Annotated in this window: 16 protein-coding genes; 10 read left to right on the top strand and 6 right to left on the bottom strand. The window is 62.9% G+C overall.

Features of this window, described 5'->3' with window-relative positions; genetic code table 11:
* Positions 1–239: 239 nt before the first annotated feature.
* Positions 240–1124: a GNAT family N-acetyltransferase gene (locus tag VT84_RS37870; RefSeq protein WP_082843189.1), complete on the bottom strand. Its 885-nt coding sequence runs from the start codon at positions 1122–1124 to the stop codon at positions 240–242.
* Between the two features lie 156 nt (positions 1125–1280).
* On the opposite strand from VT84_RS37870, the gene thyX reads away from it, so the two are divergent.
* The 3 genes from thyX to VT84_RS37855 all read left to right on the top strand — a co-directional run bounded on the left by thyX (position 1281) and on the right by VT84_RS37855 (position 4150).
* The gene (gene thyX / locus VT84_RS37865) at positions 1281–2087 is read left to right on the top strand and encodes an FAD-dependent thymidylate synthase (RefSeq protein ID WP_410000414.1); all 807 of its coding nucleotides are present in this window, start codon (positions 1281–1283) and stop codon (positions 2085–2087) included.
* 99 nt (positions 2088–2186) lie between these two features.
* Positions 2187–3482, top strand: a complete 1296-nt coding sequence (locus VT84_RS37860) for an SGNH/GDSL hydrolase family protein (protein WP_082843188.1) — start codon at positions 2187–2189, stop codon at positions 3480–3482.
* 221 nt (positions 3483–3703) lie between these two features.
* Positions 3704–4150 (top strand): hypothetical protein, encoded by a 447-nt coding sequence (locus VT84_RS37855; RefSeq protein WP_082843187.1) that lies wholly within the window; start codon positions 3704–3706, stop codon positions 4148–4150.
* 25 nt (positions 4151–4175) lie between these two features.
* Here VT84_RS37855 and VT84_RS37850 read toward each other — a convergent pair whose 3' ends face one another.
* The gene (locus tag VT84_RS37850) at positions 4176–5729 is read right to left on the bottom strand and encodes a hypothetical protein (protein ID WP_082843186.1); all 1554 of its coding nucleotides are present in this window, start codon (positions 5727–5729) and stop codon (positions 4176–4178) included.
* Positions 5730–5928: 199 nt separating this feature from the next.
* On the opposite strand from VT84_RS37850, the gene VT84_RS37845 reads away from it, so the two are divergent.
* A complete protein-coding gene (locus VT84_RS37845; RefSeq protein WP_052549369.1) occupies positions 5929–6840 on the top strand; it encodes an AAA family ATPase in 912 nt (303 codons plus the stop codon).
* Positions 6841–6947: 107 nt separating this feature from the next.
* Here VT84_RS37845 and VT84_RS37840 read toward each other — a convergent pair whose 3' ends face one another.
* From VT84_RS37840 to rho, 4 genes are all read right to left on the bottom strand, one after another.
* Complete coding sequence (locus VT84_RS37840) at positions 6948–7727, bottom strand: hypothetical protein (protein ID WP_052549371.1); 780 nt, start codon at positions 7725–7727, stop codon at positions 6948–6950.
* A 10-nt stretch (positions 7728–7737) separates the two neighbouring features.
* Complete coding sequence (locus tag VT84_RS37835) at positions 7738–8394, bottom strand: VWA domain-containing protein (RefSeq protein WP_157470311.1); 657 nt, start codon at positions 8392–8394, stop codon at positions 7738–7740.
* Between the two features lie 431 nt (positions 8395–8825).
* Positions 8826–12992: a protein kinase domain-containing protein gene (locus VT84_RS37830; RefSeq protein WP_082843183.1), complete on the bottom strand. Its 4167-nt coding sequence runs from the start codon at positions 12990–12992 to the stop codon at positions 8826–8828.
* Positions 12993–13618: 626 nt separating this feature from the next.
* Positions 13619–14776 (bottom strand): transcription termination factor Rho, encoded by a 1158-nt coding sequence (rho, locus tag VT84_RS37825; protein WP_052549377.1) that lies wholly within the window; start codon positions 14774–14776, stop codon positions 13619–13621.
* Positions 14777–15432: 656 nt separating this feature from the next.
* Here rho and VT84_RS37820 point away from each other — a divergent pair.
* The 6 genes from VT84_RS37820 (at position 15433) to VT84_RS41590 (ending at position 24706) form a co-directional block, all read left to right on the top strand.
* Positions 15433–16659: a serine hydrolase domain-containing protein gene (locus tag VT84_RS37820; RefSeq protein ID WP_239465616.1), complete on the top strand. Its 1227-nt coding sequence runs from the start codon at positions 15433–15435 to the stop codon at positions 16657–16659.
* A gap of 251 nt (positions 16660–16910) precedes the next feature.
* Positions 16911–17408: a hypothetical protein gene (locus VT84_RS37815; protein ID WP_052549381.1), complete on the top strand. Its 498-nt coding sequence runs from the start codon at positions 16911–16913 to the stop codon at positions 17406–17408.
* Between the two features lie 223 nt (positions 17409–17631).
* Positions 17632–21534, top strand: coding sequence for a preprotein translocase subunit SecA (gene secA, locus VT84_RS37810; protein ID WP_082843181.1), 3903 nt, complete (start codon positions 17632–17634; stop codon positions 21532–21534).
* A 185-nt stretch (positions 21535–21719) separates the two neighbouring features.
* Positions 21720–22085: a hypothetical protein gene (locus tag VT84_RS39385; RefSeq protein WP_157470308.1), complete on the top strand. Its 366-nt coding sequence runs from the start codon at positions 21720–21722 to the stop codon at positions 22083–22085.
* Positions 22086–22273: 188 nt separating this feature from the next.
* Positions 22274–23191 carry a DUF1559 domain-containing protein gene (locus VT84_RS37805; RefSeq protein ID WP_052549387.1) on the top strand — a complete coding sequence of 306 codons (918 nt, stop codon included), beginning with the start codon at positions 22274–22276 and terminating at the stop codon, positions 23189–23191.
* Between the two features lie 81 nt (positions 23192–23272).
* Positions 23273–24706 carry a 3-deoxy-D-manno-octulosonic acid transferase gene (locus tag VT84_RS41590; protein ID WP_239465613.1) on the top strand — a complete coding sequence of 478 codons (1434 nt, stop codon included), beginning with the start codon at positions 23273–23275 and terminating at the stop codon, positions 24704–24706.
* Positions 24707–24708: the final 2 nt, after the last annotated feature.

Raw genomic sequence — 24708 nt, 5'->3', positions numbered from 1 at the left:
TGACTAACTCCCCGGTGCAGGTCTGAGTTCTTCTCAATATCTGCGCCAGAAGCCCCGCGCCTACGCGCTGGAAGGTCGGTAAGTGGCGCGAGCCGGGACCGGCGCTTGGCGCGGCCGGTAGAGTCACGCGCGCCGGGTATGCGCGCAGTAATCGCGCCAGAAGGCGCAATATGGCGCCGACGGGCGCATGTGCCCCAATTGCAAGCGCGAAGGTGTACTTGAACGGAATCGGAGTGAAGTTACGCGCCCCACGACGCGAGCCAAACCTCGCGCCGATCGTACTCAACGAATCCGTGGCGCGCGTAGAGGCGCATAGCCGGTAAGTTGCGTGCGTCCACGGACACATTCAACGGGCCGGAGTACCCGACCGAAGTGACGATGAAGTTCAATAATTCCGAACCGAATCCGTGCCCGCGCAGCCCGGGTTCGATTCCCAGGTACGTTAGCTCAATAGCCCCCTCCGCGCCCGGCTCAACGATCGCCAAACCGACGTGTTCGTCGTCTCGCGTCGCGAGATACCACTCGGAATGAAGCGCTTCGGTGAACGCCTCTGCGATTTCGTCCGCGGTCCGCGGGCGGTTCAATTCGGGACAGTCTCGACTGTCCACGTGTGTGGCAAGGAGCGTACCGCGCATGTCATCGACGAGCGGCGGCGCACTAAACGCGAACGTCAGCCGAGAGGATGGTTGCGCTAGGCTTTTTGTTCGGGTACCGGTGTGCTTTAAGAACACTAACTGCGTGGTGTGTTTGAAGCCGTTACGTTCGAGTGGAGTCATTTCGTCGCGTTCATCAGCCGTCGCGAACGCCTGACACACCTTCACCCCGCGCTCCTGGAGCCACGTGCACGCAGCCACGGTAACCGCGTCTTCAAGTTGCCGGGACTGACCGCGCGGAGGTAGCGCGATTCCGAGCGCCCCCGGCAGCTTTTGAACAAGGGCCGCGGCCCGCAGGCGCCCATTCTCTCTCGCAACAAAAATGGTCGAAGCTTCGCCGTCGGAAAGGAGCCGATCGTGACAGTGCTCCGCAGCCCGGTCACGTTCGGCACCGGGTGTGCGTGCGAACAAAATCCGGCAAGCGGGCAGCAGTTCGTGCGGCGCGGCCGGGGACACGTTAAATTGAGGCATTTAGCCAAGTATATCTGAAGAATTATTCAACTGGGTTAGAGGTCCAGTTCGCCTGTCGAAAACGCCGATAACTCCGATTACACTTGAACCCACGGACGGGCCTCGCACATGGTTGTGCCTACTCCTCACCTAACAGTTTCTTCTGTGGATACCGGTATCCGCGTCATCACAGAGCCGTCGGTGTACGTACTCGGCAAACAAACCGTGGACGACGCCGAACTCGACCGCTTCCTCGCGGACCACGGCGTGAGCTGGGAGAGTGACAGCGAGGTCGCCGGTGAGGTGCTCACCGAAACGGCCGGGCGCGTGTGTTACATGAGCTTCGCCAAACCCCGCCCGGGCGGGAACGCGGCGTACCTCACGCACATCAAAGAAGTCGGCCACGGTAGCGTGCTCGAACACGCCGTCTGGAACCTGCTTCTCACCGGGGTGTCGCGCTCGCTCACGCACGAACTGGTGCGGCACCGTGCGGGGTTCGGGTTCTCGCAACTCTCGCAGCGCTACGTTGATGAGTCGGTGGCCGAGTACGTCGAGCCGGACATCATCGCGAACGACCCCGAGCTGCACGCGATCTGGCTCGAAACCGTGAAGCAGTCGCACGCGGCCTACGTCAAACTGGCCGAAGCGCTGAACACGAAGTTGACCGATCCCGCGGCAGCGACAGCGGCGATGCTCCCACTCAATGCGGACCGCACCACCCGGCGCAAGACCGCGCGTCAGGCCGCACGCAGCGTGCTGCCGAACGCGACCGAGACGAAGATTTTCATCACGGCCAACGCCCGTGCGCTGCGGCACTTCTTCGAGCAGCGCGGGTCCGCGTTCGCCGAACCCGAGATCCGCAAGCTTGCAGGAGCGATCCTCGACGTGCTCCAGAAAGACGCGCCGAACCTCTTCGGCGACTACCAGAAGGTTCCGCTGCCTGACGGTACTTTTGAACTCACTACACAGTTCAAGAAGGTCTGAGCGCATTCGCGCTTTGCGTTGCGGCTAAACTGTTGGCATTTGTGCCGCGCACCGAGTTACAATCCGCCTCGTGCCACCTTTCCGCACGAGGTTTAACCGATGGTTCGCTTGCTCGCTTCGGCCGCGTTTGTGTCTGTGTTCGCTGTCGGACTCGCACCCACTCACCCCACACTTCAAGCCGCTGATCCTCAACCGACCTCGGCGGCACGGGAGGGAGCGGCAAAGGACTTCTTCTTCAATCCGAACGACCGCATCGTCTTCCTCGGTGACAGCATCACCGCCCAGTACCAGTACTCGACGTACATCGAACTGTACCTGACGACGCGGATGCCGAAGGGGAACTTCACGTTTATCAACGCGGGGATCGGTGGCGACACCGCTAATGGTGGCGCGAACCGGTTCCAAACGCACGTTCTCGCCGAGAAGCCCACCGCCATCACGATCAACTTCGGCATGAACGATGGCGGGTACGGCGCGTTCAATCCGCAGGCGAACAAGGTGTTCGTCGAGAAGACCGGGGCCATGCTCGACCTGGCGAACAAGGCCGGGGCGCGGGTCGCGCTGCTCTCGCCCAACGCGGTGGACCGTCGCAACAAGACGAACGGCAAACAATACGTCGAGACGCAGAAGGAGTTTTACGCGCCACTCAAGGATCTCGCGACCAAGCACAAGGTGAGCTTCGTCGACCAGTACGCGATCACGCGCGCCGCGACCGACAAAATGGAAGTCGACGACCCGATGGCGAAAAAGGCCGTGCCGTACTACGACGGGTTCCACACTTCCCCTCCGGGCGGGATGCTGATGGCCCACGCGATCCTCACCGGGCTGCACGCGCCGGCGCTGGTCAGCGACGTTTCAGTGGAGGTGAAAAGCTCGCAAGCGGCCGGTAAGGGGTGCAAAGTGGACGGTTTGGAAGTCACGCCCACGAGCGTGACCTTTACGCGCACCGACGACGCCCTGCCACTCCCGGTCCAGAAGGACTGGCTCCCGATGCTGCCGTACACGAATGAGCTGAAAGACCTGAACTACTACGGCCTGACCGTGCAAGGTTTGAAAGACGGCGACTACACCGTGAGCATCGGCGGTACCGCGGTGGGCAAGTTCTCCGCGGCGGAACTGGGCAAGGGTGTGAACCTCGGTAACGCCACCACCGGACCGGTGTGGGAGCAGAGCAACAAGGTGCTCCAGGCGATCAACGCGAAGAACAACATGGTCGCGCAGCGGTTCTTCGGCGTGGTGATGTTCAACGCCCCGGACTGGCTCGCGGACGTGGCCACCGAGCGCAAGCCGGCGGAGCTGAAGAAGCGGATGGACAAGATCGACGCGGCCCAAGCCGAGATCTACAAACTCGCCGTGCCCGTTGCCCGCAAGTTTGAGATCAAGCCCGCTCAGTGAGCCGTATCTGTGTTGTGAGGTTGACTTTCTGTAACCGAATTCGGCGAGAGAAGTTCCTGTTCCACTGAGCAGCCGGATTCGGTGGCGGGGTTCCCGGATCGAGTTTCATCGATCCGGGAACCCCGCTGCACCCAGTACCCATCGAGTGCGTTACTAGCGCCGCTCACCTGTGCCACTTTGGACAGGTGAGCAGAATTTTTAGTCCAAAGGAACGCACCAACGTGGCGGATGAGGACGACAGTTGGCGGGGCGTCGAAGCAGCACTGCACCGATTCGGCTTACCGGCCAGCATCGCCGATCGGCCCACCATTGGTGCTGCACTGGACGAACAAATTCGACTGGAAGTGAACGAGATCGGCGACCAGTTCCTCATGCGACTGTTGTGCGCGCAACTGTTCTCGCTTGGGATTGTCGAAGATGTGTTGCTGATCTGGCGAGCCAAGCAATGCAACTTCGATACGCACTGCGGCATTGATGTGGCGCTCCTTTGTGGAGCCGGGCTCGAAGTCACCAAACAATTTCTGGAAGCGGTTAAGACGGACGAAGCAAGCGAAGCACTGGAATACATCCGGCACTGCGAGAGTTGTGGTAACTTCGCAGAGTTCACCGTCGCCGGAGAGTTAGCCGAGCTGCGACGGTTCTATCGATCACGTCCACCAACCGAGTAGCACTGACGCCCGCGCCTTTCGTCTCTTACCGTTTAACCCGCCAGTCGACGCGCTCCTTGTAGGCCATCGTCTCGTCCACCAGCGCGAACAGTTCGGGGTCGTAAGCCTTCAGCATCTCGCGCGTCGTGATGGGCCGATCGGCCCCGTTCGGAGCGACGCCCGTGCCGACCGCGTCGAAGTACGCCTCCACGCCCGCGGCCCAGTATTCGGCGCGGTCGCGGGCGGCCGCCGTACCCTTCCACAGCTTCTTTTCCTTAGCCGCGTCGAACAACTTGGAAACCTTTTTGTCGAACTCAGAGTCCAGGCGCTTCACGCGCAGTTCGTATTGCTGCTTCTCGCGCCGGTTCTCGAACTCCGGGTCCACCGGGCGCGTCGCGGTCACGTGATACAGCCCCTTCGCAAACACGCTCACCGTCACACACTTCCCCGCAAGAAGGTCGTCGGCCGTGTTGAGCACGTTCTCCTCGGGAACGACCATCAGCTTCAGCGCCGGCGAGTAGTCGAGGTACCGCACGAGATCGAGTTCGGTCTTGTTCTTCGCGCCGGCGAACTCGGGCAGATCGCTCAGCTTCTCCGCGCGACCCAAAACCACGAGCCGCGCGCCGTCCGCGATCATCGCTTTCAGGATGTCGTGCCGGTACGCGAACATCTTGCGCACGATGTCGTTCGCCGCGAGTAGGGCCGCATCACTTACGTGCTTCGACCCCAGCATAGGGAACTCGCGGGCGAACGTGAACTTGGTGTAGTAGCCGTCGAACTTGAACCGCGCGGGCGGGGCGATCACGCTCGGCTGTTTGCGCACCGGCGCGTACCGCCAGTCGTTCTCCGGCTTCAGGTTCATCGTCTTCCGCACGAGTTCGTAGCCGTCCGGGTCGTGTTGTTTCAGTTGCTCGCGCGTCGCGATCGGGCCGTGGTTCCAGTTGTTCACGCGGTTGCAGTCGAAATAGCACTGTGCGATCTCGGCCCAGTACTCCGCCGGGTTCGAGGCCGCGTAGGTGTTCTTCCACAAGCCCTTCTCCACCGCACCCTTGTACGTTTCGCCCAGGCGGTTGCGCCAGCCCACATCAACGCGCCCGAGGGCCGCGTCGACGGTGTGCAGGAATTCGTGAACGCCGATGCTCTCGTCGTCGTACCGGTCACCCGCGAGGTTCAGCAGGTTCTCCTCGCCGAAGCTCGTGACCCCCAGCCCGCCGGTCCCGCGCACGCGCTCGTTCATGTACGCCGGGTTCGGGGTGTTCCGGTACTCCGGCATGTCGGTGTAGACCTGATCCTTGCCGATGATGATGAGCCGCGTGCCGTGTTTCGCCATCGCCTCCAGCACGTCCGGGCGCCCCGTGAGCATGTGCGTGACGATGTGGTGCGTGCGCACGAGCGCCTCGTCCGCGACCTCCTGCGCCGCGAGGATCGACAGCCCGTTCATGTCGATGTGCTTCTTGTAGAACTTGCGGGCGGCCTCCTTATCGGCCGCGCGGTACTTGTCGAACACCGCGTCCGGCGGCGCCGCCACCTTGGGCTGGGCCGACGCACGGGCGAGAACGCAGGTGACGGCGAGAAGCGCAAATAGTGCGCGGTAACGCATGTGCGGCTCCGACGGGGAACGAAACGACCCGCCGATACGTTACGCGGGGCGCGACCGCGACTCAAAGGTTTTCGCCCGGCTACCGACACTGCGTCCGGTTCGGCGCCGGGGTACAAATTTCTCCGCTCCAATTTCTCCGCGCGAACCACGAACCAACTTCTGTGGTCTTGTTCGCACACCCTCACCCCCCGAGGACGCAATGGTGAACCGCCTCCCGGTCCGCAACGAGTACGGCTACCAGTGGATGATTACCGGGCCGAACCGGTACCAGGTGTGCGGGCGCACGACGGACGCGCTCCCGGCCGGCGCGTACACGGTCTACACGGACGGGTGCGGGAACCCGAACTACCAGGCCCGCGAACTCCAGGCGGACGAACTGATCCACTTCCCGGACAGCCTCCCGGCCCGCGTGCAGAACGAGATCAAGAAATTCTGGGCGCTGGGCGACCGGTTCGCGCGCTACGGGTACCTGCACCGGCGCGGGTACCTGCTCTACGGGAAGCAGGGGTGCGGGAAGTCCTCGCTGGTCAACCAGATCATCGCGGACGTGATCGCCGACGGGCACCTCGCGTTCTACTGCCAGTACCCGAGCGACTTCATCCAGTGCATGCGCAAGTTCCGCGACGTGGAACCGACCCGACCGATCGTGTGCGTGTTCGAGGACATCGACGCCATCATCGAGCACTACGGCGACTCGGACCTGCTCCAGTGGCTCGACGGCAACCACCAGGTCGATAAGGCCGTGAACCTCGCGACGACCAACTACCCGGAGAAGCTCGACCGGCGCATCATCTCGCGCCCCCGGCGCTTCGACCGCATCCTGCGCATCGACGCACCGGACGCCCGGATGCGGGAGGCGTACCTCGCCCGCAAGTTGCCGGAACTCACCGCGACCGAACTCGCGCGCTGGGTCGAACTCACGAACGACTTGCCGTTCGCGGCGCTCGCGGAAGTGGTCATCAGCGTGTGCTGTATGGGCAACGATCTGGAAGAGGCCGCGAAGCTGCTCCGCTCGATCGACGCCCACAACCCGTCGAGCGCCGAGTTCGCGAACACTCCGCAGGACGGCGCGAACGCAGAAACCAACGGGATCGCAGACCAACCGGCGTGATGTTTAAGAAAGATATTTGACAGGATGAACAGGATCGACAGGATTGAAGGCAAAGATGCCTCTTGATCCTGTCGATCTTGTTAATCCTGTCAAAACGTTTGCTCGAATCAATCACCGATCGCGCCGTTCGCCCACTCGATCGCGACGTGGAAGTTGTTGAAATCCGGGTCTTCGAGGCTCCCGCGTGGGTGGCACACGCCGCCCGGCGGGAGGGCATCCATCCGGATCGCTTCGCCCTCGCGGATCACACCGCCGAGCGCCTGAAACGCGGTGAAGCGTTCGATCAGCTCCGTGACCGCGTCGAGGTACAGTGAGCCGACACCGCGCACGCTCAGGTCCGGGCGCCCGTACTGCCGCATCCCGCGAGTGTGGAGCCACGTCGTTTCGGGCTTCTCGTCGTCGGATACCAGAATCACGGTGTGGGCCAGCGGTTGCGGTTCGCCCGGCGCGACCACTTCATCCCGCCACTCGTCGGCCGACCACAACCACAAGCGCTGCGGGTCGTAGATCGACGTGCCGCCGCAATCGATCAACCACGACACGAGGCCGATCGCGTCGCGGAAGTAGTCGAGCGTGTTCGGGTCCGTCATCGTACCGCGAACAACGACCGTGTGCGGCGCGCGTTCCGCTTCCGCGACCGTAACCGGGGCGTCGCGCCGGATCTGTTCCCACAGCGGACCGGACTGGTACTCCGCGGCCTCGTCCGGGGCTTCGGCGCGGTTCACCCGGACCACTTCCAACCACTCGCCCGGCCCGCGCGAACGGTACCTCGACACGCTGAACGACTTGTTCAGATCGAAGTTACCGAACACCACGAAGAACAAGAACGGGTCACCGCCCCCCGGCGCGAAGTGCGGGCGCGGCCACGAAACGAGCGTGCTCGGCATGTCGCCTCCGTTATTTCAACTCGCGTGGCTGTTGTACGCCCTCGGGGGTCACAAGTCCGACACATACCGGCGGCGCTTTGGAAACCGACGACAGCACCGGTTTGAGCGTGCGTGCGGTCAGATCGTCCGCGTCCGTGAGCAGCACAATAAAATCGGGGCCGATACCGAGCGCCGCACGCACGGCCACGAGGTGATTACTCTTCCCACGCGGCTCCAGTGCCGCGAGCGCCGTAGTCGCGGCGCGAATGTTCGCCTCGGTCGCGGGCAAGGCGCTACCGTTAGACGCGAGAAGCGGATAGGCACTGCTGTCGTACACGATGACCTGGAACCGGACGGTCGCGGGCTGCTGTTTGAGCGTGGCGACGAGTGCAGCGCGAGCCGCCTCGAACTTGCCCGTGGCTCCCATGCTGCCCGAAATATCGAGAACGTACACCACCGTCTGACTGTCCCGAAGTGCGCCGTGCATCGCGCGTGCGGCGAGCGCGCTGAGCTTCGTTCCGTTCGTGCCACCCGCGGGTTTAACGTTCGGGTCGCGCACGGGCGGTGAAACGGCGGCAGGCGCTGAGTGCGTGATTGCCCCCGGCTTGTGGATCATCGCAATCAGTTCCGGCGGAAGTGTTTTGGGCACAACCGCTTTGAACAGCCCGGCCGGTGTCGTCGGAGTCACGCTCGTACTGGTCGGAGCTTCAGGCGGTTGTGGAGCGCGGGGTGGCTCAGGCTTTGTGGCGCCGACCTCGGGAGGAATGCTGGGTGGTGTGAACGCTGGTGGTGTTGGAGGGGTGAGTTGTGGTGAAACTTCGACACCGACAACATCTTCGACGAAGCTCATCCGCACGTCCGGATCAGCCAGTGTGCGAGTGTCGATCGCGACTTCGCGTGTTTTATGCTCGTCGGAACGCAACAGAACGAAAAGCACGCCTGCAACGGCAACGTGAATGGCGACTGATACGCACACCGCCCAGCGAAAGGCGACACGAGTCGAGTGGGGGCGCGGCCTCATGGCCCGCGGAATACCGAAGCGGGCGAAAAAAGGGAAGACCGAAGCGAACGATTGAATGATTTTCTGGGATGCGGGTCGAAGTCCTGACCCAAAACGGGTCAGTTCTTCGTGGCGCTGCGTTGTTGAATGAGGGCCTCGCGTACTTTGGCGAAGTCCGGATCGCGCCGGTTGACCGCCTCCCACTCCGGGGTAGTGAGTGCGTCCGCGTCGCGGAAGCCCGCGTCGATCGCCTTTCGCAGTGCGGTCACGGCTTTCTTCGCGTCACTGGTCTTGGCCGAATCGGTTCCCCGGGACGCGGCGGCGCACCCTGCGAATGTGTGTGCGACCGCGAACAGATCCTCCGGGGCCTTCGCATAGCGCTCCAATTCGTAGGCGACGTTGGCGGCCTCGGGCGGGTGATCCGCACGCACTTCGAGCGTCGCGACCATCCGTAGCGCCATGATCCGCGTGGCGTCGTATTTCTTGTCGGCGAGATTCTGAGGGTTGCTCAGACCGACCTTCACCGCCTCCAGAAACACGAGCTTCTCGTTCGCGAGCTGGGCGACCGGGCCGAGCAGTGGATCGTCTTTCATCCGCTGCACTTCGCTCAAAGCCTGCTCGTACCAGTCCTTCGCGGTGGACAGTTGCCGTATTTCGGCGTTGATGTCGCCGCACCGGATCAGTGCGAGCGCGAGCCGGCGCTGGCCGGCCTTAGTGCGCGTGTCCGCGTTACCCTTGAGCGCGAGCCACAGCGTGATCGCACTGCGCGCGGACGCGAGCGCCTGGGGGCCGTTGCCGAGGGTCGCATAGAACCCGGCGAGCCGCTCCCACGCGGTGGCCTCTTCTTCCTTCGCTTGGAAGTTCTTCTCGTCGAGCCGCGCGAGTTTCTGGAACCGGTCCAGCGAACTCTGCCACACGATGAGGGCGCCCGTGGGGTGGCCGTCGTTGGCGAGCACTTGGCCCCATTTGCCGTAAGCCAGAGCGATGTCGCGCTGCGCCTGCGCGCTACCCGGGTTGGCGGCGGCGAGGTCCACGAGCATTTTCGTAGACCGGCTCGCGAGCTTGTTGGCCGGTACGGGTTTCCCCTCCGCGCAGTGTGCGTCCGCCTGTTTGTACAGGGTCACCGCGAGGGCGCGTTTCACGGTCGCGCACCCCTCGTCTTTGCCGCCCAATTCCTCAAGAATTCCCGTGCCCTTCTGAAACGCGATTACGGCCCCCTTGGGGTCTTTGAGAGCGAGTTTGCAATCGCCGATGTACTCCCAACCGTGTGCAAGCTGGAACCGGGCCGCGGCGCTCTCGGTGTCGAGTTCCTGGAGCGCCTTCAGGGACGCAAACGATGCCTCGTACTCCGCCAAAGCGTCCTTGGTGTAGCCGTTAGCGAGAAGGGCGTCGCCGTGGCGCTGGCGCGCAAGCGCGAGGTCGCGTTGAGCCTTCGCCGATTTGGAGTCGATCGCTTCGAGCGCCAGGCACGCTTCCTTTCCCTTTTTGGTGTTCGTAAGGGCTGCCGCTAAATCGCCGGTGCGAATTTGGACGTACCCGAGCCGGCCCCACAAGAGCGCGCGACCGGCGGCGGCGCTCGCGTTCTGCGGGTCGAGTGCGATCAACTCATCGAGAACCCGAACCCCGTCGTCGTAATCCTTGGCGGCCGCACTCATTAGCGCGCGGTCAAAGTGAACCTCACCCAATCGGGCGTGCGCGTCCGCGATCTCGCGACGAACGTCGGCCCGATCGCGGGGGAATTGGGAGGCGAGTTCGCCCCGCAACTTCAGGCACCGCACCGCGCTCTCGTTGGCACCAACCGTATCCCCGGTGTGGAGTTGCAAGCCCGCGAGTGCGTCGAGGCTGTCCGCGAAGTCGCGCTGGCGATCGAGGCTCGCAGGCAGTTGCTCGGACAGTTCCTTGCGGGTACCCAGAGCACGCTGACAGTCTTCTACCGCGTTGCCGATTTCGCCGCGTTCTTTGAGGATCTGCGACCGGCGGGCAAGAGCAGCGGCGAGGTCTTGTTGGGCAACGGCGTCGGTCTTGTCCGCGGCCAGAGCCTCGAAGATGGTGACTGCTTCGTTGATCGCACCGAGCGCGGACTTCGTATCACCGGCCTGGACGTGAATGCCCGCCAACTTGTCGAGCGACCGGGCGAGGTCGCGGTCCGCGGCGCGGAGATCGGTCGCGCGTGCCTCCGGGGTGCGCGCGTCGCTCGTCTCTGCGGCTAAACGCTTCACGTCCCGGGCAACCTTCACCGCTTCCAGGAACTGCTCGCGCGCCTGTGTCGTTTCGCCCACGAGCTGGTACACCTCGCCCATTTGTCGGTGCGCGGAAACCAGCGTGCGGTCGGCCCCGATGTCGCCCTCGACCTTACCCTCAATGAGCTTCCTGAGGCCATCGGTCGCGTTCAGCAGCAGCGTCTTCCGAATCGCCTGCATCCCGGCGCGGTCGGCGAGCTTCTTGTCGATGTCGTGAACGAGCGTGTTGTACGCATCGACCGCCTTCTCATAACGCGACCGGGCCACGTCTCGTGCGAGTCCAACGCGGACCTTCTCGGCCTCAGTCTTTTCCTTCTCCTTGGTGACCTGCACGAGCGCTTTGGCCGTCTCTTTCTCCTGCGCGGTCACCTTATCGCGTTCCGCGGCCGTTTCCTTTTCCTTCTCGGTCACGAGGTCGAGCGCCTTCTGCGTGCTCTTGCGCCCCTCGTTCACGGCCCAAGCGATCCCCCCCGCCGCAAGTACGCCGGCGATGAGTAGCGATACCCCGGTCGCGATCCGGGCCGGGTGCCGGCGCGCCCAGCGCGCGAGACGAGCGGTGAGTGGATCGCGGTAGGCGCTCACCGGTTCGTCGGAGAGCCACCGCTCCACATCGGCCGCCAAGTCCAGCGCGGTCGCGTAGCGGTCGTTCTGGTTCAGCGCCATCGCCTTGCGGCAAATCGCGTCGAGTGGTTTCGGGCACTCGGCGTTCACCGCACCCGGCGGATCGAACGTACCGCGCCGCACGAGTTCGATCGTCTCCAGCGCGCTCTTCCCCACAAACGGCGCGCGGCCGGCGAGGATGACGAACAGCGTGGCGCCGAGCGAGTACACGTCCGCACGCGGGCCGACCTTGTCGAGTTCCCCGGCCGCCTGTTCGGGCGGCATGTACGAGGGTGTACCCACGGCGGTCCCGGCCATCGTCATGTGCGACGGGAGATCGGTCGCTTCCGGGTCGTGGCGGAACCCGGCCTCGGCGTTCGCCCGCATGATGCGGTCAAAATCGGGACCGTCGGAGAGCGACTTCGCCAGTCCCCAGTCCACCACGAGCACTTCACCGAACTTGCCGACCATCACGTTCGCCGGCTTGATGTCGCGGTGAATGATCCCCTTGTCGTGCGCGTAAGCAATGGCCTTACACACGTAAACGAAGCGCGACAACAGGTTCCGGAACGCGACCGTGCGCGGAACGTCTTTTTCGCTCGTCTCGGGTGCCGGAGTTGCGCTGGGTTCGGCCGACTTTGGTTCGCCCTTCTCGGTTTTCTCGGTCTTTTCGGCCCCCGATCCCTTAGCCGCGTTCGTACCGTAGTAACGATCGATTTCGTCTTTGAGCGTTTCACCGCGGATGAACCGCATCGCGTAAACGGGGCGCCCGCGTGCGTCGTTTACGAGGCCGAAGACGGGCACCACGCCGGGGTGATCGAGGCGAGCCGTGAGTTCGGCTTCCGTCAAGAACCGGCGCCGGCTGCCCGGGTCGTCGGCGTAGCGCGACTTGATGCGCTTGACCGCGACCTCGCGGTTCAGCTCGGTGTCGCGCGCGGTGAAGACCTCGCCCAACCCGCCGCTCGCGTGCAACCCCCGAAGCGCGAACCGGCCGACCATTGTGCCGCTCATTTGCGGCGCGAGGCTCGGTACGCTCGGTCCGGTGGACACGGAAATGGGTGCAGTGTCGTGCGACAGGTCGCCAGAAATCCCACCGGAGATCGCGCCCGACGCGACGGTGCGGCCCGGGGGTGACGGTAGCGTCGCCCCGGGTTCCGCGACGTTCGAGCCGATCACCGTACCGGCGTCCGGGGCTGAACGCGCGCTCGCGACTTGGGTCACGTCCACGTCGTTGTTCGTGTCCCCTCGGGCGGCCGGCTCTGCGGCGGAATCGAGCGTCGCGTCGGCGTCGATCGTCACGGGGTGCGCGAGCGTCGCGTCCGGGGCCCCCTGAAACGTTGGGGGCGGCGTAATAGCGGCAACCGGCGCTTCCGCGCGGGCACCTTGTGGCGCAGCGCCCGGCAATAACGTCGGCTCGACCTCGTCCGGGTCGCTTGGCGAAGCCATATCGACAGTCCTCCGGGTGGAGGTGATTACGGGAACAGTTAGCGTAACCTTTCGCGGACCGATCGGGAACGGCAGCGGGTTAGAAAGAGTGGGGAAATGGGAAGTTTGGACGGGCGCGACAAAACACCACCAGCGAATACGTAACCGCTGCCCCTGTCGCCAATTGAGTCAAGGTTTAAGTTGAGCGACTAAAGCAGGAGGCGAGAGGGCATTGGACCGGTTCAATTGGGTTCCAATGGGTGCTCGCCTGAGTCAGCAGTATTCGTGGCTGTCACAGATTTCGTGTTGCGGATATAGTATACGAATGTTAATATTCTGGAGAGTTGCCTTTACGGTGGCGCCCGCGTAATCACGGACCCACAACAACACGACGAGCGTGCCGAGTCCCAAGTCGGTGGCTCTCGGTGACCACACAGGGAAGCCAACCCGAAAGGTTAGCGTTTGTTAGCCACCGATCCTAACCGTCTGAAAAATAAGGAGATCCGCACTGCGAGAGATCCCACAGTGCGGATACGATGGGGTACAACGTTAGCATTTGTTAGCCGAAACACGCTAACGGATCGGGAAAAACTGATGCAACATTGAACGAAAATCCAATTCAAATGCCGATCAATATCTGGCCCGCATCAGCGTCCCATTTTGCCCATCTGCATGAGAAACTCGGAGTTGGATTTGGTCTTCGCTAGCCGCGTGACTAGGCCCTCCATCGCCTCGACCGGTTTCTGCTGCATGAGGCTGCGGCGCAGGAGCGTGATCTGATCTAGCGTCTCTGCCGGCAGGAGCCGCTCTTCCTTCCGCGTCCCGGACGCCCCGAGGTCGATCGCGGGGTACACGCGGCGCTCGGCCAGCGCCCGGTTCAGCACCAGTTCCATGTTCCCGGTGCCCTTGAATTCCTGGAAAATCACCTCGTCCATACGACTACCGGTCTCGATGAGCGCGGTGCCCAGGATGGTGAGAGTACCGCCCTCCTCGAACGCGCGGGCCGCGCCGAACAGGCGCTTCGGCACGTCAAGCGCCTTGCTGTCCACGCCGCCGCTCATCGTGCGCCCGCTGCCGGCCGTCTTGTTGTACGCGCGGGCCAACCGAGTCAGGCTATCGAGCAGCACGAGAGAGTCCTTGCCCTGCTCGGTCAGGCGCTTGGCGCGTTCCACCACGAGTTCCGCGAGCCGGGTGTGGTTCGCGGTGTTCTGGTCGGAACTGGACGCGATCACCTCGACCGGCGGCGGGGTCGTAGAACCGGCCTCGGTCGCCTTGCGGACGATGTTCCGCTTGATGTCCGTGACCTCTTCGGGCCGTTCGTCCACGAGCAGGATCATGAGGTGAACGTTCGGGTGATTGGCGATGACCGCCTGCGCGATGTGCGTGAGGAGAACCGTCTTGCCCGAGCGCGGCGGGGCCACGATCAGCCCGCGCTGCCCCATCCCGATCGGCGTGAACATGTCCATCACGCGCGTGGTGAGCGGTTCCGGACCGGTCTCGAGCCGGAGCCACTTCGTAGGGTCGACGGGGGTGAGTTCGTCCCAGGCGCGGCGGCGGAACAGCTTCGGGTCCGCGCCCTCGATCTCGGTGACGGTCGCAAGCCGCGGACCCGACCCGCGCCGCGGCGGTTCGAGCGTGCCGCCGAGCATCACCCCCTCGGCGAGGTTCAGCTTGTTGATGAGCGGCCCCGGAACATAGGCGTCGTTCGGCGTAGGGGTGTAGTTCTTGGCGGGGTTACGGAGGAACCCGTGCCCCCGTGGGTGCATCTCCAGCACGCCCAGCGCGCTGTTGCGAGGATCAGACATGCGGAAACTCTACTCTCGTAACAGGAACCGGGCACCCGGATCGGAGCCGAGTGCAGCGGAAACAGACAGCCAAGAGGAAAAACGACAGTATCGACCGCGGGACGGGTGCGAGCGTTTTCTCGGCAAGTGGGAGAGATTCTAACCCCCATTGTGGCCAAACGCGAGAGAGAAACAACGGGAGTTTGCAGATATCGAACCGGCCAAAGATGCCGCCCCGATATGCTCCTCGATACGCGCGCACTTGAACAAAGAAAATTTCCGCAGCGCTCCCGTTTCGATCTCGGCGCCCGAACCGAGCGCATCTCGATGACACGACACACGAAACCATTTTCGGCTGCGGTGGAGGTTTCGTTACTGATCGATGAATACTCGAAAACGCTCTCACATTTGCGTGGCCATGAGCGCGACTCCATGTATCTTGGACCTCCACAGATCCGACGCACATAAGAGCACGCTCGAAGACTCGACGAGCGACCTTTACACTCACAATCTCTTTCGGTCCCGATCAGGTCTTTTGTTTTCGGCCCAATCACCTTCTCGCACTGGGATTCCGGAACACTATGCACCATTTCTCGCGCCGTTCGTTTCTCGCCTCCACTGCGCTCATTGCAACGGGGGGCCTCAGCCCCTCACTTGCCCAAACCCCAGACGTCCCCATGACGGGGACCGCTAACGAGAACCTCGCCCCGTTCGACAGCCTGTTCGCGGACTTCATTACCGATCACAAGATCCCCGGCGCCTCGGTCGCGATCACGCGGGCCGGAAAACTCGTCTATGCTCGCGGGTTCGGGTACGCCAAAGTCGCGAAGAAGGTCGAAGTTCAGCCCGACGCCCCCTTTCGCATCGCGAGCGTTTCCAAGCCGATTACCGGCGCCGCGGTCGCGGCACTCGCTGAACAGGGCAAAGTGAAGTTTGATGATCCGGTGCTCAAGTACGTGAAGCTCGACCCGTTTCTGCCCGGCGGGGCGAAAGTCGATGAGCGGTGGGCGAAAATCACCGTCCGGCAGTGCCTCCAGCACACCGGCGGCTGGGACCGCGACAAGCAGGGCGGGTTCGATCCGATCGCGACCCCGTGCCGGATCGCCCGCGAGATGAAGCTCCCGACCGAGGCACCGGCTCCGAACGACATCGTGCGATACATGTTGGGGCGCCCGCTCGACTTCGCCCCCGGCAGCAAGATGGTCTACTCGAACCTCGGCTACCTCGTCCTCGGGCGCGTGATCGAGGCCGTCACGGGCCAGAAGTACGAGGCGTGGGTCCAAAAAAACATTCTCGCGCCGGCGGGCGCTCGGGGCATGTCGTTGGGGCGCGGGGTACCGGAAAAGCGCGCGAAGGGCGAGGTGTGCTACTACGACTCGAAGAAGCGCACCGGACGGTGCCTGTACGCGCCGCGCGCCGGCGATCAGGTACCGCGGCCGGACGGCGCAGACAATATTGAAGGGTACGAGGCGCACGGTGGATGGATCGGGTCGGCGATCGACCTGGTGCGGTTCGCGGCCGCATTCGATTACGGCAAGAAATCCCCGGTGCTCTCCACAAAGGCGATCACCGAAATGTGGGCGCGGCCCGACGGTGACGCGGGGTTTGATTCCGACAAACACCCCCGGGACGCTTATTACGGCTGCGGGTGGAGCGTGCGGCCCGTGGGTAAGACGGGCAAAGCCAACACGTGGCACAACGGGCTGATCCCCGGGACCAGCTCGCTCCTCGTCCGCCGGTGGGACGGGTTAAACTGGGCGGTGTTATTTAACACTGACGCGACCGCCGAGGGGCAGCAACCGTCCGCGCTGATCGACGAGTTAATGCACGCCACCGCCGGGACCGTGAAACAGTGGCCTGAGAACGATTTGTCTGAAAAATTCTCCCCGCGCGAAAAAAAATAAGGGCACCGGCGTCAACGAGATGACACCGAATCGCCCCGGTGGGCGATTCGGCTGTTGTTCGCGCACGCCCCTTGGTAAACTAAAATCGCTTACAACTGAGAAAATTTTCCGACCAACGGAGCGGTTCGGGACAAGTAATTGTGTAGAGAGTGGTGTGAAATTGTGCGGCGGAGTAAATGACACCGCACCACTAACGAACAATAAGCACTACCGCCGCAAACGCCCCGTAACCTTTTGCCCGAGGGCTGGATATGCGACCTCTCCAGTTCCTGAAACGACACCCGATCACTGCGCTCGGCGCGCTCGTACTCGTGTTTGTGGTGTGGATCGGCTTGGATCTTCGCAAACCGAACTCCGAGTCGACTGAAGCTGCCCCTTTTCCGGTGGGAACTGCTTTTTTGACGAAACGGTTCCCGGCTCCGCCGGAATTTGAGTACGCAAAGCCATCACCGCAAGGAACGGCCCAAGTTCTACCAAAACTCAAACCGGGAATGACCCGTATCGAAGTCGAGGGACTTGTCGGTGCACCTGTTTCCAGCGACGTTCACCCCGCAATGGTGGCAGGCGGACGGATCACGTATCACACGGCATACGAGGCTGATCTCGAGCCTCTCTCCACGGTGCGCCCGATCCGGCACACTAAGGTGATCGGCCCCGCACCGCCCCGTACATTGATCACGTTAGAGTTTGATGCCACCAAACCCGGGCACCCGCTGGTCGAAATCCACTATCCCGACCCGTTGTTCTGATCCGCGCTTCGCACAACTTACCCGCCGCCGGCGATGTCCGGCGGCTTTTTCGTCCCATTACAATTAGCTCCGCCCGCGCCGATTGTGTCGGTTCTGCCGACAGCGCGAGCGGTCCGTATTGACCCATTTTTCCACGCTTCTTAGATTGGGAGTCTGGCGGGGTCCGCGGGCACCGGAGCGACGCGCAGCCCGGCGCGGGCATTCACGCTATGGGAGTTTGACAATGGCGACAGCGCAAGCGGGCCTCGAACCGACCATCTTCGAGCGCCTGGGCGACCGGTTCAACGCCTTCGTTGAGGGGTGCGTGCGCGCCATCTCCCGCATGTTGGGCGGTTCGACCGACGAGCGCCGGATCAAGAGCATCGGTTACGTCCGGCCCCGGAACGCGGAGACACACACCGTTATCCCCGGCTCGGCCCTCGCGCGGGTGAACGAACTCGAACCCAAGATGCAGGCGCTCACCGACGACCAGTTGAAGGCGCTCAGCACGGAGTTCCGGGACCGGCTGAAGAAGGGCGCGACGCTCGACTCCATTCTGCCCGAGGCGTTCGCCGCGTGCCGCGAGTCCGCGCGCCGCACCAAGAACATGCGGCACTACGACGTGCAGCTCCTGGGCGGCGCGGTGCTCCACGGGTACGGCACCGGACTGGGCAGCATCGCGGAAATGAAAACGGGTGAGGGCAAAACGCTCGTCGCCACGCTCGCCGCGTACCTCAACGCCCTCGACGACCGGGGCGTTCACGTCGTGACCGTGAACGACTACCTCGCGCGCCGCGACTGCGAGTGGATGCTCCCCATTTACAACGCACTGGGCGTTTCGGCCGCGTACATCCAGTCCGACATGGACCCGGAAACGCGCCGCCGCGCCTACGAGTGCGACATCACCTACGGCACCGCGTCCGAGTTCGGGTTCGACTACCTGCGCGACAACATGAAGATCGCGCGCTTCGACGACGAGCAGTACCACCCGTACTACCGCCAGGTCCAGCGCGCGCACCACTACGCTATCATCGACGAGGTGGACAACATCCTCGTCGACGAGGCCCGGACGCCGCTCATCATCAGCGGCCCGGCGTTCTCCGACGCCAAGCGGTTCGCCGAGGCGGACAAGGTCACACGCGCGCTGACGGAACTCGAGCGCAAGGCGCGCAAGGAACTGATCGCGGCCGGAACGGTTAAGGCGGGGGGAACCGAGGGCGACAACCTCACGATCCTGACCCCCGTCGACCCGGCGAAGGTCGATCCGCAGAACCCGCCGCCCAAGGGCGTGTACTTCGAGATCAAGGAAAAAGAGCGCACCTGCCACCTGACCGATGCGGGCGTGCGCAAGGCGGAAGAGCTGGCCGGTGTCGAGAGCTTCTACACCGCCGGTAACATGGAGTGGCCGCACCTGATGGACAACGCGCTGAAGGCGCACCACCTCTATCAGCTCGACCGCCACTACATGATCGACCGCGACCAGCGGGAGAACAACGAACTCAGCATCGTCATCATCGACGAACACACCGGGCGCGCGATGTACGGGCGCCAGTGGTCCGACGGGTTGCACCAAGCAGTAGAAGCGAAGCACCCGAAAGAGGGCGTGCAGATCAAGCAAGAAACGCAGACGATGGCCACGGTCACGCTGCAAAATTTCTTCAAGCTCTACACGAAACTCGCCGGGATGACCGGGACCGCGAAGACCGAGGAAACCGAGTTCTGGAAGATCTACAAGCTCGACGTGGTCGCGGTCCCGACCAACCGGCCGATGCGCCGGATCGAGCACAAGGATCTCGTGTACCGCACCGACAAGGAAAAGTGGGACGCGGTCGTCAAAGAAGTGGTGGAGCTGAGTAAGACCGGGCGCCCGATCCTGATCGGCACCAAAGACGTCGACCGCAGCGAGAAGCTCTCGCAGATGCTCCGGCGCCAGGGCATCAAGCACGAGCTGCTCAACGCGAAGCCGGAAAACGTGGGGCGCGAGGCCGAGATCGTCGCCCAGGCCGGGCGCATCGGCGCGGTGACCATCTCCACGAACATGGCCGGCCGCGGAACCGACATCATCCTCGGCGGCAACGCCGAAACTCTGGCGTGGGCGCGCCTCAAGCAACTCAAGGACTCCGACAACCGCCCGCTGTACCCGACGCGCCTCGAAGTGCCCAACGACGTCTGGACCTCGACGGTCAACGAGATCGAGTCCAAGGAAAAAATGAAAGAGGAGGGGCGCAAGGTCGCGGAGATGGGCGGGATGCACATCCTAGGCACCGAGCGCCACGACTCGCGCCGCATCGACAACCAATTGCGCGGGCGCGCCGGGCGCCAGGGCGACCCCGGTTCCAGCCGGTTCTACCTGTCGCTCCAGGACGAACTGATGCGCCACTTCGGGGGCGAGTGGGTCGGTAAGGTGCTTACGCGCTTGGGTATGGAAGAGGGCGAGGCGATCGAGTCCGGGATGGTGAGCCGGCGCATCGAGGGGGCACAAAAAAAGCGCGAGGAGATGCACTTCGACCAGCGCAAGAATCTCCTCGAATACGACGAGGTCATGGACCTCCAGCGGAAGCGCGTCTACGGCGCGCGCCAGGAGATCCTGGACGGCAAGAACCCGCGGCTGATGATCCTCGACATGATCCGCGTCCAGATCGCGGCCGCGAACGAGCGGTTCCTCGCGGACAACTACGGGGCGGCCAGCTTCGCGGAGTTCGCCAGTAACCGGCTCGGCATGGAATTCGAGGCCGGCGACTTCCGCACCTCCTCATACGAGGACGCCTCGCGCCAGGCGCTCGAACAGGCCATCGCGAACGTGCCGACCTTCATCCAGGAGCGACTGGAAGAGAACCTCAACCCCGATGAGGAAGAAAAGGACTGGAAGTGGTCCGAACTGACGCGAGCACTCAACGCGAAGTACGACCTCAAGCTGACCGAAAAGGATCTGCGGAAGATCGGGGCGGACAAACTCGCGGAAGCGCTCGTTCAGAAGGCCGAGACCGCGGTAAAGGCCGTGAACCTGTCCGACGGCGAGCGGTTCCTTTCGCGCACCTACGGCGCGAACGCCCTGGCCGAGTGGTGCCGGCAGAAATTCGGCGTGAAGGTCACCATCGAGGAGATCCAGCCGCACAGCGGCGAAGCCCTGACCGAGTACCTGTACCACAAGGTTCTGGCGACCTACCGACAGAAGGACGTGGAGTTCCCGGTCCGCGTCGCGATGCAGAATTTCATGGCGGATAAGCCCGCGGCGGGGCAACAGCGGTACGACCGCGACGGCCTCGCGCAGTGGGCGACGCGGCGCCTGGGCACGGTCCTCGCCACCCGCAAGCACGGGCCGAACGCGCTCGCCGACCAAGCCGGCTTCTTCGCGGCCGCCGACAAGTCGCTCGAAGAGGAGGGCTGGACCGACGAGTTCCTCCGCACGGAACCGCGCTCCCGGCTCCGCGAGAAGCTCACGGAGATCGCGCCGAAGGCGATGCCGACGGCCGACGTCAGCGAGATCGACAAGCAGCTCGAATCGATCTACACCGGCGCGAAAGTGGCCGAGCAGGAAGACGCGAAGGAATTGACCGATTGGGCACAACGGGAGCTCAGCCTCGCGCTCGACCCGGCGAGGATCGTCGGCAAGACGCAGGACGAAGCACGGCACGGGATTCTGAACGCCTATGACGAGAAGTACCGCCCCGAGATGCACTCCGTGGAGCGCTCACTGGTGCTGGAACAGATCGACAGCGCGTGGAAGACGCACCTGTTGGTGATGGACAACCTGCGCAGCGGCGTCGGACTGGCCGGGTACGCCCAGGAAGACCCGAAGATCGTGTACAAGCGCGAGGGGATGCAGGAATTCGACAAGATGTGGGCGGGGCTCCGCGACCGCACGACGGAGTCCGTGTTCCGCATGGAAGAAATGGGCGACGAGGAAGCCCAGGCCGCTCTGTGGGCCGGCGCCCGCGCCACGCACGCAGCAGCAATCTCCGCGTCCCAGGCGCGTCAGGCACAGGCTGACGCGAGCGAGCAACAAACGAACGCGGGCGGCGAAGGCAAGAAGGTGGAGCCGATCCGCAACGAGGGGAAGAAAGTAGGCCGCAACGACCCGTGCCCGTGCGGTAGCGGCAAGAAGTACAAGAACTGCCACATGAAGATGGAAGCGGGCAAGAAGTAAGTACCGCGGAAACCAGGCTCGCGTAATTTTGTCAGGTACGAAACTCAGAGGCAGGGTGCTTCGGCAAAGTGTCGAGGCACCTTGCCTCTTTTAATTTCTAGTTTGTCTTGACAGCCACTCCTGGTCACTGTTAGGCTCACATCGGTTTGCACATCTCGCACCTTGCATCTTCGGATAATTTGTCGATGTTTCGCAATCGCCTGATCGGATTCTTTGGCTTGGTGATCGCTATTGGCATGATGGCCTGCGCGAGCCCCCAAAAGGCATTCGCCGCCGTTGCTAACCCATTCACATGGGGCTCTTACAAAGGCACAGATAATAACAATCACAACTACCCTCGTTGGGTCAATATTCCAAACCAGAATGGCAAGGTGAATTTCGATATCGGACAGGGGAGCGCAACAGACCCGGCTGGCTGGACGCCGATCTCAGCAGTTGCGAAAGTTTACAAGCCTTCGGCTGTCCAACCGGGGGGATACGAAGCAACCCCGGCCCTAACGATGACCACGGCTAATTTTCTTACCGTTCTGGGTATATCCACAATGTCTTGAGCAGACAATAATCCGAAAGCTGTGTTCGACAGAAACATAACTGTCATGATTGTCGTAACTATCACTTATAGGAACAATGCAAACCAGAACATCACTCAAGATGTGGTCATGCCCGCGTTCTATGTGAACACCACCGCGTTCTAATCTGATCGGATGAGCAGTTCGCCACCCCTTCCGGGAGAGAAGACATGGAACGTCGGCCCGCCTTTACTTTGCTAGAGTTGTTAGTCGTCATTGCAATCTTAGCGATCTTGATCGGGCTCCTGTTACCGGCAGTTCAAAAGGTTCGGGAAGCTGCGGCCCGAATGCGGAGTGTAAACAATCTCCGCCAGATCAGCTTGGCACTCCACAACTTCGCGAGTGCCAACAACGAAGAGTTACCGACAGTCGACGGCAACCCGCGGCGGGTATGGTTTGAACCGCTCCAGATGACGACGACCCAGCGCGGCCCGATTCTGTTCAATGCCCTTCTCCCCCACCTCGAAGTTACCATTGCGTCCACCCAAATTCTACCGGACTACGTTCCTGTGTACGTCAGTCCGGTCGATCCGGGGTTCACTGCGGATCAAGGTTCTGGGCCACTTAAAGGGGCTACAAGTTACGCGGGAAACGCTCAGGTGTTTGCCGGTCAACCGCGGATGGTGACGGCATTTTCGGACGGCCACAGCAACACCATTGCATTCGCCGAACACTACGCTTCGTGTGGCAGCTTGCGGTACAGGTATGCGTGGTGGGAAGTGGTAGGGCGTCCGGGTTACCAGCTCCACCGACCGACCTTCGCGGACGGCGGGGCTCTCTTTAAAGGACAGAACGAGCAAGATGTCTACCCAATCACGAGTGGCGACCCGATCGTCACGCGCCCGAGTCGGCCGGGAGCGATCTTCCAAGTCGCGCCGCAGGTCTGGTTCCAAGACAGTTGGGAAGCCCCGCGCGCGCCGGGCGCAAACGAGTGCGACTGGTCCGTTCCCCAAACACCCCACCGCAGCGGGATGCTGGTCGCATTAGCCGATGGCAGCGTGCGAACTCTCAGCACGTCAATGAGTCCAGAAACCTTTTGGGCAGCCGTTACCCCGGCAGGTGGTGAGGTACTGGGCGGAGACTGGTAAGTTGAGTTGACATGGGAATCGCGTCGGAAAGGAGGTATCCTTTCCGACGCTTCTGTATTTAGTGCCGGGAACGGATTCCCAATGCTCCTCAACCTCGTCTACCTGCTCGCGCTTGCGATCCTCTCACCGTGGCTGATATGGCGCGCGGCACGTACCGGGCGCTACCGCCAGAACCTCACCGCAAAGCTACTCGGCCGCGCCCGCATTGCACCGCGCGCGAAAGAGCCAGTCGCGTGGTTCCACGCGGTCAGCGTGGGCGAAGTGAACCTGCTCGGTACGCTCGTACCCAAATTCCGGAAGCGCCACCCGGACTGGTACGTGGTCGTTTCGTCTACCACCGATACGGGGCTCGCAGAAGCACGCAAGCAGTTCGCAGATCTCGACGTAATCGCGTGGCCGTTCGACTTCACCTGGGCCGTTACGACCGCTCTCGATGCGGTCAACCCGTCCCTCGTCGTACTCACCGAAAGCGAACTCTGGCCGAACTTCCTCGCCGCAGCGAGCACACGAAACGTGCCAGTAGTTGTGGTGAATGCCCGCCTCAGCCCGCGGAGTTTCCAGCGCCTGAAGCGCGTCGCGGGCTTCGCCCGGCGCATACTGTTCCGACACGTCACTCGATTCGCGGTTCAAGAAACCGAATACACCGAGCGCCTTCAACAACTCGGCGTGCCGTTCGCGAAACTCGTCACCACGGGATCGATCAAGTACGACGGGGCCGCGGGCGAACGGGATACCCCGAAGACGCGCGCACTGAGACGCGCAATCGGGCTTGGGGAACCTACCCCCCCGTCCCCCCTCCCTGAAGGGAAGGGGGAGCCGACTTTCAGGGCCTCAGCGATTGGGGCTCTCTCGGCGATTTCGCGCGCCAGCACCCCCTTCCCTTCAGGGAGGGGGGACGGGGGGGTAGGTTCCCCCCTGGTTCTCCTCGCGGGCAGCACGCACGCGCCCGAAGAAGCACTCATCCTGACCGCCTTCGCGCGCCTCCACGCGCAGTTCTCTCACCTGCGACTGATCCTGGTTCCACGGCACCCAGACCGCTTCGAGGAAGTCGCTCGCCTCGTCGAAGACTCACGGCTCCCGTTTGTGCGCCGGAGCCGAATCACAGCCCCACTGCCTGAAATGCCCGCGGTAGTGCTGCTCGACACGGTGGGCGAACTCGGTGCCGCGTGGGGGCTAGCGGACGTGGGATTCACCGGCGGCAGTCTCGATGGTAAGCGCGGCGGTCAAAGTATGATCGAACCAGCCGGGTATGGCGTGCCGTGCGTGTTCGGGCCGCACGTTTGGAACTTCCGCGCCGCCGCCCGGCGGTTGGTCGAAGTCGGAGGCGCTGTCATGTTGAAAGACGCGACCGAACTGGAAACCGAACTCGCCAAACTCATCGCCGATTCCGACCGGCGCGCACAGATGGGGAGCACTGCACGCGACCTCGTGCATCGACAACAAGGGGCAACTTCCCGCACTCTTGACGTGATCGATTCCGTAATCACTTCCCCGGTACTCACTCGGGCCGCCTGAAT

The sequence above is a fragment of the Gemmata sp. SH-PL17 genome (genome assembly GCF_001610855.1).
In the GTDB taxonomy this organism is placed as follows: Bacteria; Planctomycetota; Planctomycetia; order Gemmatales; family Gemmataceae; genus Gemmata; species Gemmata massiliana.
Note: the sequence above shows the minus strand (reverse complement) of the source record. Positions and strands in the feature narration are given on the sequence as shown.